This window comes from Paractinoplanes aksuensis, assembly GCF_024137025.1.
Lineage (GTDB): Bacteria > Actinomycetota > Actinomycetes > Mycobacteriales > Micromonosporaceae > Actinoplanes > Actinoplanes aksuensis.
On record NZ_JAMYJR010000059.1, the window covers coordinates 60,855 to 69,068 of the forward strand.

An 8,214-nucleotide genomic window follows, 5' to 3' on the forward strand; every position below is an offset into this window, starting at 1 on the left:
AGAGGTTCAAGTGAAGGAGGGGCGGGCGGTTACGTTGTGCCGCACGTGGACGCCATTCGCAATGATCTGCCCTGGTTGACCCGGGTCGTGGTGCTCTTCGGCGGGCAGAACGCCGAGCACGCGGTCTCGGTGAGTTCGGCCGCGACCGTGGTCCGGGGGCTCGACCGGTCCCGCTACACCGTGACGCCGATCCGGATCACGCCGCACGGCCGGTGGTCGGTGGGGCACGACATCCCGGCCCACCTGGTCGACGAGATCTCGCTGCACTTCATGACCCCGGAGCCGGAGCTGTCGTCGGCCCACTTCTTCGAGGCGATGAAGGTGCTGCGGGCGGCCGATGTGGTCGTGCCGGTGCTGCACGGGCCGGCCACCCGGCACAGCATCGTGCAGAGCATTCTCGAGTACGTCCGGGTGCCCTACGTCGGCTGCGGAGTCCTCGCGGCCACCGTCGCCATGGACCGGGGTCTCACCAAGTCCGTGATGTCCGAGGTCGTGGCCGTGACCGACGGGGTGACCCTGGAGGACGGCGAGCGGCTGTCCGCGGCCGACCAGCGACGCCTCGGTCTGCCCTTGTTCGTCAAGCCGGCCCGGGGTGGCTCCGGCTTCGGTGTGTCGCGGGTGCTCGATGCGGGGGCCCTGCCCGAGGCGGTGGCGGCGGCCCGGCGGTTCGACCGCCGGGTGCTGGTCGAGGCGGCGGTGCCGGGCCGCGAGGTGAATGTGGGCGTGCTCGAGATGCCGGACGGGCGGCTGCTGGCCGCGCCGCCGCTCGAGGTGCGGGTGACCGGGGGCCGCGGCTACCGCCGGGCGCTGACCGAGCACGTCGTGCCGGCCGACCTCGACGCCGCCACCACGGCCCGGGTCCAGGGGCGGGCGATCCAGGTGTTCCGCACGCTCGGCGGGGCCGGGCTGCTCCGGGTCGACTTCTTCCTCGGCGCCGACGGGGAGCTCACGCTGAACGAGGTCAAGGCGGCGCCCCGGCTCACGGCCATGTCGCAGTTCCCGCGGATGTGGGAGGCGGCCGGACTTCCGTACGGGGAAATGCTCGATCTTCTGATCCGGACGGCCCGGCGCCGGTCGGCCCGGCCGTCACCGGTGGCGCCCTAGATCCGGCTCTTGGCCCGGACCGTGGCCGCGGCCGGTTGGTCGTGGTCGTCGAGGATGGCCGCGGCCGCACGCCAGGACGCCTGGGCGGTCTCGAGGTCGCCCAGGCCGCGCTGGGCATCGCCGAGGTGGTCGAGCGCCACCGCCTCGAAATTGCGGGAGGCGTCGGCCCGGAACAGCTCCAGGGCGCTCCCGAAACAGTCGGCCGCCTCGGCGAACTGCTTCAACTGCAGGTGGGCGACGCCGATGCTGTCCCAGGCGGCGCCCTCGCCGTGCCGGTCGTCGAGCTCACGGAAGAGTTCCACGGCCCGGCGGCAGTACGGCAGCGCGCCCTCGGCGTCCCCGATCGTGCCCAGCAGGTTGCCGATCGAGTTGAGCGCCATCGCCTGGCCGAAGGAGTCGTCGATCCGCTCGTAGACCGTCAGCGCCTGCCGGCTGTAGTCCAGCGCTTCCTCGTAGTGTTCGAGCCGTTCGGCCAGGTAACCGATGTAGTTGAGGACGGTCGCCTGGCCCGCGCAGTGGCCCTGCTGAACGAACATCGCCAGGGCCAGCTCGAGGTCGGCCCGGGCCTCGTCGTCGTGGCGCAGCAGGGTCTCGGCCCGGCCCAGGCTGAAGTGCGCGTGGGCCCGGGCGACCGGGTCGCCGAGGCGGTCGGCGGCGGCGACGGCCGACCGGGCGTACGACGCCGCCTCCTCCCAGTCGCCGCGGCGCAGCAGGAAGATCTCCAGTGCCCACACCAACTGCCAGGTGTGCCGGTCGTGGCCGGTCGCGGCGGCGGTCCGGATGAGCTCGCGCATCGCCAGGTGCTCGTCGGCGAACCAGGCCAGCGCCGCCTCGCGGTCGGCGATCGGCTGCGGGGTGACACCCGGGGCCGGCCCGTCGAGCTCGACCGGGATCAGTGTCCGGCTGTACCGCTCGGCCGCGGCCCGGGCGGTGAACAGGTAGTGGTCGAACAGGCGGTACCGGGCGGCGGCGATCTCGCCCGGCGGCTCGGTGTCGGCGCTGAGCTCGGTCGCGTACGAGCGCAGCAGGTCGTGCAGCGCGTAGCGGCCGGGCAGCTCCTCGGTGAGCAGGCTGCTGTAGGCCAGTTCGCCGGCCAGGGCGCGCGCCGGCCGGACGGGAACTCCGGCCAGGCCGGCCATCGCCGCCACACCGGCCGACGGCCCGGGGTGCAGCGCCAGCAGCCGGAACAGCCGGGCCGCGTCCGGGCCGAGCGCGCGATACGACCACGAGAACACCGCGCGCGGGTCGGCCTCGGCGTCGGGGACGGTGAACGCGTCCAGGCCGGGCGCGCCCGCTCGCAGCTCGGCGGCCACCGCGGCCAGCGGGAACGACGGGTTGGCGGCGGCCCGGGCGGCGACGACGGCCAGGGCCAACGGGAGCCGGCCGCACCGGTCGACGATCTCGGCCACCGCGGCCGGCTCGGCGGCCACCCGGTCCGGCCCGAGCCGGCGCCCGAGCAGCTCGGCCGCCTCGTCATCGCCGACCAGGCCCAGGCCGATCATCCGCGCGCCGTGGCTCGCGACCAGGCCGGCCATCCGGTTGCGGCTGGTCACCAGCACGAGGCTGCCGCCCGAGCCCGGCAGCAGCGGCCGCACCTGCTGCAGGTCGCGGGCGTTGTCGAGCAGGACGATGAGCCGCCGGTCGGCCAGCACGCTGCGGTAGAGCGCGGTGCGGGCGTCCAGGCCGACCGGGATGGCCTCGGCCGGCACGCCCAGGGCCTCGAGGAATTCGCGGACGGCCTCGGCCGGGGTGACCGCCGAGCCGTCCGGCCCGAAGCCGCGCAGGTTGAGGTAGAGCTGACCGTCGGGGTAACGATCGGCCACGCGATGGGCCAGATGCACGGCCAGGGTGGTCTTGCCGATGCCGGCCATCCCGCCGACGGCCCCGATCAGCAGCGTCCCCGACGGCTCGCCGAGCAGGTCGGCCAGCTCCTTCTCACGGCCGGTGAAGGTGGCCAGGTCGTTGGGCAGCTGGGCCGGCACGAAAGCCGGGGCGGTGGTCCCGGGCCCGGTGAGCAGCCGATCCCCCGCCTCGGCGAGCTGCGGGCCGGGGTCGACGCCCAGCTCGTCGGCCAGCCGCGCGCGAATGTCCTGATAGGCGCGCAGCGCCTGGGCCTGCCGGCCGGTGGCCGCGAGGCTGCGGACCAGCAGGGTCAGCAGGGGCTCGTCGAGCGGCTGGAGCTCGGCCGCCCGCTGCAGCTCGGGCAGGATCTGACCGGCCTGATCGGTTCGGAGGGCGAGGGTCGCGGCCTCCTCGACAACCGCGAACCGTTCCCGGTCGAGCGCGACGAAGACCGGGTGCGCCTGCGCCTCGAGCGGCAGACCGGTCACCGCGGCCGCCCGCCACAGACCCAGGGCTTTCCCGTACGCGGTGACGGCCTCATCGGCCCGGCCGGTGCTCGCGGCCGCGCGGGCCTGCTCGGTCAGCTGCCGGAAAAGCGCCAGGTCGAGGGTGTCCGGCCCGGCGTCGAGGCGATAGCCGCCGCCCTCGCTCAGCAGCCAGCGACCGGGCTCACGGGCGGGCAGGTCGGGCTGCAGAATGCGCCGCAACGCGCCGACGTGGCGGTGCACGACGTTGACGGCGGTGGGTGGCGGATCGTCGCCCCACAACACGTCCAGGATCTCGGTCAGCGGGACCTTCTCACCGGCGTACGCCAGCAGAAGCGACAGCAACAAGCCGCGCTGAGCCGGACCGACGCGCAGTTCGGCGCCGTCGCGCGACACGCGCAACGGACCGAGCACACTGAACCGGAGTGGAGTCATCGCCGAAGAAATGTAACCGGAACCCACCACGTTCTCGACCGGCGATCATGCCCGTGACCTGGCTCTGTCAGGACCACTGTGAAGGTTCGGGCCGGACTTTCGTTGATCACGGTGAGGACGGCCGGGGGGCTCGTCCTCACTGGAGGCCGCCGCGCCAGGGGGAGCGGCGGCCTCGCCGGTGGAAAACGTGAGGAATATTCCGATGAATGCGACCCGATTACTGTCGGGTAGGCGCTCATAAATAGGTCAAATGGTGGACCCGGGATCACGAAACGAAACCGGTTGATTGCTCAACGGCAATGTAAGTTCGTGGTCAGAAAAAGATCAGTGGCTCCGTTTTATCTTTCCCGTCGCATCAGAGAACTGCCCTGCGGAACAACGGGAGAAACGACATGACCGACGAGCGGTTCGAGCAACTGATCGCCGATCACGGCCGGCACTTGACCCGATTTGTGATGACGCTCACAGCTAGGCGGCGTCAGGCGGCCGAGGATGTGGTCCAGGAGACGCTGCTGCGGGCCTGGCGCCATCTCGACGTGGTGGCGGCCGACGAGGAGACCGGCCGCCGCTGGCTGTTCGCCGTGGCCCGGCGGCTGGTCATCGACGAGGCCCGCCGGCGCAAGAGCCGGCCGTCGGAGGTGCCGGAATACCTGGCCGAGCGCCTGCCCAACGCCGACGACACGGCGGGCTCGGCGGTCGCCGGTTTCGCCCTGCACCAGGCCTTCCACGGGTTGAACCCGATGCACCGCACCGTGCTGACCGAGGTCTACCTGAGGCACCGCACGGTGGAGGAGGTCGCCGACGATCTGCGGATCCCGCCCGGAACGGTCCGATCGCGCATCCACTACGCCCTGCGGACGCTTCGCCTCGCTGTCACACCGTGATTCCGTCTCACTCCGCGGCGATGCTGTTGGTGTAGAGCGGTTCGGTGTGTTCCACCATCCACCGGCTGATCGGATCGTTCTGGTCATCGAGGAACACCGTGTCCACGGCGTAGGGGAGCGGGGCCCGTTCCGCCGCGGTCCGGACGGCGTTGATGCTGTCCTGCTGCCAGGTGGGGACGGTCCGGTCGGGCCGCACCCCGATGAGCAGGGTCGGGGCCTGGTCGCCGATCTGGGCCAGCGCGCGCCGCGCCTCGACGACGGCCGGGGCCGTGGCGAAGACCTGCCGCAGGGCGGCGACCAGGGCGTGGGGTTCGTCGGCGGGCTGCCCGAGCCGCAGCCGGGCCCCGGCTCGTACGGTGGTGACACCGCCGCGGATCGTGCGGACCCCGTCGGCCCGTACGGGAAGCCCGAGTTCCGCGCCGGGGTTGACGGCCAGGCCGAGCTCGTCGGCCATCAACCCGGCCAGCTGCCGGCCCGGCAGTTCCATGTGCGCCTGGTCGCCGGCCCCGCGGGCGTACTGCTCGGCCGAGGTGTAGGCGGCCACGTAGGGCCGGCCCTCGAGCACCATGACCGGCAGCTGTGTCTGCCCCTCCGGCCCGCTACCGGCCGGGAGCGGCACCCACAACGGGTTGGCGGCGATGGCCTGCAGGAGCTGCTCGGGGGCGAGCCGGCCGGCGCGGGCGCCGGCTAGAGCCTCTTCGAGCGGGTTGGCCGGGAACACGGGCACCTCCGTGCCGTTCGGATCGTGTGGTCAGTCGGTGAACAGCTGCGATCGCAGCCGGCCGACCAGGTCGTCGAGGTGCTGGTTGGCGGCGATCCGCTCCGCCTCGTCGTCGCGGTCGAGGTAGAAGTCGGAGAAGTTGCGGCCGCCGCGGTACAGACTACGGAACCGTTCCTGGGCGGACCCGAGCCGCTCCTCGTCGGTGGCGTCCGGGACGGCGAGGTCGGCGGCGATCTGGCGCATCAGCTGCTGCCACACGAACGCGGAGCGGCCCTCGGCGATCAGCAGGTCGGACAGTTGCTGGGCGATGGCCCGGGCCGTGCTGAGGCTCATTGCAGGGGCTCCGATCCGAGTACGGTGACACCCGGTATCTTCCACGGCTGCGGGATGAACACCTGATGCCCGCCGCCCACATAGATGCCGCCCTGGTTCGCCACCGGGCCCGGGTACACCTTTGTGCCTGCGGGGATCTGCACCTCGTACACGGTATCGATCGGTGATTTGCCGAGATATCCGCCGGTCCGCGCGTCGATCCACTGGTCCTTGACCGCGGTGTCGACCCGCACCTCGGCGACACCGGCGGGCGGCTCGACCGAGAACCACTGGCCCAGCGCTGAGCCCTGGCTGTCGCCGCCCCGGTAGAACACCCGGTCGTCGGTCAGCTCGATCTCGTCGTAGCGGCCGCCGGCGAAGTTCGCCGCCGGCGGTGGGTCGCCCCCGGTCGCCAGCGGGCCCGGGTTCTCGACCATGTTGAACTCGTAGTCGTCGGGATCTTTCGGGGCGAGCGGATCATGGGGCTTTCCGGGCCCGCCGCCGCCACCGCCACCGCCGCCACCACCGCCTGAGCCGCCGCTGTGGGGCGTCGGAGACTTCGGCGAGCCCGGGGCCGAGCGCGACAGCCTCGCCAGCAGCGACCGCAACCCGGCCAGCGTGTCGGCCAGCTTGCCGATCATCGGCACGAGTTCGCGGAGACTGTTCAGCAGCGCCCGGACGAAGTGCTGGATCTTGTTCACCCATTTGGCGACCAGGGCCGCGACCTGGCCGATCACCACCGGTGTGGCCAGGCCGAGGGTGAGACCGGCCTCGGCCAGCCACTGCGGCAACCGCGCGGCCAGCGTGCCGATGAACTGGGCGATCAGATCACGGACGATCCCGCGGACCAGCCCGACCAGCAGACCGGCTCCCTCCACGGCCGAGGAGATGCCCTGCGACGCCGAGGCCAGGCCCTGCAGCACGGAGGCATGCAGACCGGCGTGCTCCCGGTAGGCGTCACCGGAGGCCCCGAACCACTCGTTGACCTCCCGGCCGAGCCGGTCCGTGTAGTCCTGGCGGGCCCGGTCGGTGAACGCGGCCACGTTCTTCCAGGTGGCAGCGTGTGCGGCCACCTCGTCAGCGTTGCCGGCCAGCCAGTCCAGGGCCTCCTTGAGCGGCTGGACGTGTTCCATCAGCCAGGCCACGCCCCACGACACCAGCGAGCCGAGCGGGTCGATGGCCAGCGACAGGATGTCCAGGGAGGCCCCGACGCCGCCGAGGGTGCCGTCGACCCAGCTCTGGTTCTGGATGCCGGTGGTGATCAGGTGGGCGTCCTCGATCAGGCCGAGGCCGGTCGACCAGGTGGTCGAGTCGTGCACGGGGGCGACGAGCGGGCTGGTCACAGCGGCAGCCTCGGCAGCCCGCCCGCGGGCGTCCCGGCGGTGGTGACCCGATCGGCGCTGCTGCGATCGGTCGCGGCGGCCTGGTCGGCGACCGCCCGCAGGCCGATCGCTGTCTCGCGCAGCCCGTCGCCGCTCTCGGACAGGGCGTCCAGGGCGGCGCTGAAGGCGGGCTCGAGCAGGCCGGGCAGGAACTGGCACAGCTGCCCGTAGGCCTGGGTGTCCATGGTGACCTGTCCGACCGCGGCCTTGGCCTCGCCGACCGCGTCGGCTACGGCATCGACGCTGCCGGCGTGCCGGCGCACGGCGTCGATCGGCATCCGCACGGCCTCACCGGTCATCGTCAGGCTCCTGCGGGGCCGGGAACCGCTGGTCGAACGAGTCGATCACGGCCCGGCCGGTCTCGGTGTCGGCCCCGACGGTCTGCCGCACCTGCTCGGCGACCTGGGCCGACAGCCGCTGCTGGGCGGTCCGCATCACCTGGAGGATCTCGCGGGCGAGGTCGGGGCCGGGAATCCGGTGGACCCGTTCGTCGAGCTCGAGGTTCTCGACCTGCCCGGTGGACCCGACCGTCACGGTGATCAGGCCGTCGTCGCTGCTGGCCCGCGCCGTGAGCGAGGCAACCTGCCGCGCGAGTTCGGCCGTGGTGGCGGCTCGCGTGTTGACCGAGGCGACCCACGAGTCCAGCCAGTCCTCGGCGGCATCCACGTCCCGCATATCGATCAAGCCCTCCATCCACCGTCAGCCGAACAGTATGAGGGATTGTCAAAGCCACACCCGTGCGAGCACCGTCCCGGGGCCGGTCGGGTTCGGACGTCGATCGGCGGGTAGGACGTCAGCATGGCTGTGAAGATTCGTTGTGCCGATTTCAACAATGACTGTCCCGCCCAGTTCACCGCGGGGGAGGAGGACGAGCTGCTCCAGCACGTCGAGCTGCACACCAAGGCTGCTCACCAGCCGATGGAGTGGACTCCCGAGCTGGTCGAGGTGGTCAAGACGCACCTGCAGCCTGCTTAGGGCGTATCTGGCGGATCACGCGGGGCTGCGGCGTGGCCCAGCCCGCGCCTGACGGCGTCCGCAGAACGGCCCAA

General features: G+C 72.1%; 9 protein-coding genes. 3 read left to right on the forward strand and 6 right to left on the reverse strand.

All coding sequences use genetic code 11. From position 1 onward, the window contains the following. Positions 1-45: 45 nt before the first annotated feature. Positions 46-1,104: a D-alanine--D-alanine ligase family protein gene (locus M1L60_RS43710; protein WP_253243518.1), complete on the forward strand. Its 1,059-nt coding sequence runs from the start codon at positions 46-48 to the stop codon at positions 1,102-1,104. On the opposite strand, the gene M1L60_RS43715 is transcribed toward M1L60_RS43710, so the two are convergent. After that, entirely contained in the window at positions 1,101-3,866 is a 2,766-nt protein-coding gene (locus M1L60_RS43715) for an AfsR/SARP family transcriptional regulator (RefSeq protein WP_253243519.1), read from the reverse strand. The genes M1L60_RS43710 and M1L60_RS43715 overlap by 4 nt on opposite strands. Before the next feature lie 392 nt (positions 3,867-4,258). Between M1L60_RS43715 and M1L60_RS43720 the strand changes: the two genes are divergently transcribed. Continuing rightward, entirely contained in the window at positions 4,259-4,750 is a 492-nt protein-coding gene (locus tag M1L60_RS43720; RefSeq protein ID WP_253243520.1) for a sigma-70 family RNA polymerase sigma factor, read from the forward strand. A 7-nt stretch (positions 4,751-4,757) separates the two neighbouring features. On the opposite strand, the gene M1L60_RS43725 is transcribed toward M1L60_RS43720, so the two are convergent. Genes M1L60_RS43725 through M1L60_RS43745 form a run of 5 tightly spaced genes read right to left on the reverse strand, consistent with a single transcriptional unit; the run spans position 4,758 to position 7,840 of the window. Continuing rightward, a complete protein-coding gene (locus M1L60_RS43725; RefSeq protein WP_253243521.1) occupies positions 4,758-5,471 on the reverse strand; it encodes an enhanced serine sensitivity protein SseB in 714 nt (237 codons plus the stop codon). A 30-nt stretch (positions 5,472-5,501) separates the two neighbouring features. Then, a complete protein-coding gene (locus M1L60_RS43730; RefSeq protein ID WP_253243522.1) occupies positions 5,502-5,804 on the reverse strand; it encodes a hypothetical protein in 303 nt (100 codons plus the stop codon). Beyond that, on the reverse strand, positions 5,801-7,126 hold the full coding sequence (locus M1L60_RS43735) for a hypothetical protein (protein ID WP_253243523.1): 1,326 nt from the start codon (positions 7,124-7,126) through the stop codon (positions 5,801-5,803). Before M1L60_RS43735 ends, M1L60_RS43730 begins: the two co-directional genes overlap by 4 nt. Next, on the reverse strand, positions 7,123-7,464 hold the full coding sequence (locus M1L60_RS43740) for a type VII secretion target (protein ID WP_253243524.1): 342 nt from the start codon (positions 7,462-7,464) through the stop codon (positions 7,123-7,125). Before M1L60_RS43740 ends, M1L60_RS43735 begins: the two co-directional genes overlap by 4 nt. After that, positions 7,454-7,840, reverse strand: a complete 387-nt coding sequence (locus M1L60_RS43745; RefSeq protein WP_253243526.1) for a YbaB/EbfC family nucleoid-associated protein — start codon at positions 7,838-7,840, stop codon at positions 7,454-7,456. Before M1L60_RS43745 ends, M1L60_RS43740 begins: the two co-directional genes overlap by 11 nt. Positions 7,841-7,963: 123 nt before the next feature. On the opposite strand from M1L60_RS43745, the gene M1L60_RS43750 reads away from it, so the two are divergent. Then, on the forward strand, positions 7,964-8,140 hold the full coding sequence (locus M1L60_RS43750) for a DUF1059 domain-containing protein (protein WP_253243525.1): 177 nt from the start codon (positions 7,964-7,966) through the stop codon (positions 8,138-8,140). Positions 8,141-8,214: the final 74 nt, after the last annotated feature.

Coding starts and splice junctions, on each gene's coding strand:
- M1L60_RS43750 (WP_253243525.1), top strand. CDS start 7,964: ATGGCTGTGAAGATTCGTTGTGCCGATTTCAACAATGACTGTCCCGCC.
- M1L60_RS43740 (WP_253243524.1), bottom strand. CDS start 7,464: ATGACCGGTGAGGCCGTGCGGATGCCGATCGACGCCGTGCGCCGGCAC.
- M1L60_RS43745 (WP_253243526.1), bottom strand. CDS start 7,840: ATGCGGGACGTGGATGCCGCCGAGGACTGGCTGGACTCGTGGGTCGCC.
- M1L60_RS43720 (WP_253243520.1), top strand. CDS start 4,259: ATGACCGACGAGCGGTTCGAGCAACTGATCGCCGATCACGGCCGGCAC.
- M1L60_RS43730 (WP_253243522.1), bottom strand. CDS start 5,804: ATGAGCCTCAGCACGGCCCGGGCCATCGCCCAGCAACTGTCCGACCTG.
- M1L60_RS43715 (WP_253243519.1), bottom strand. CDS start 3,866: ATGACTCCACTCCGGTTCAGTGTGCTCGGTCCGTTGCGCGTGTCGCGC.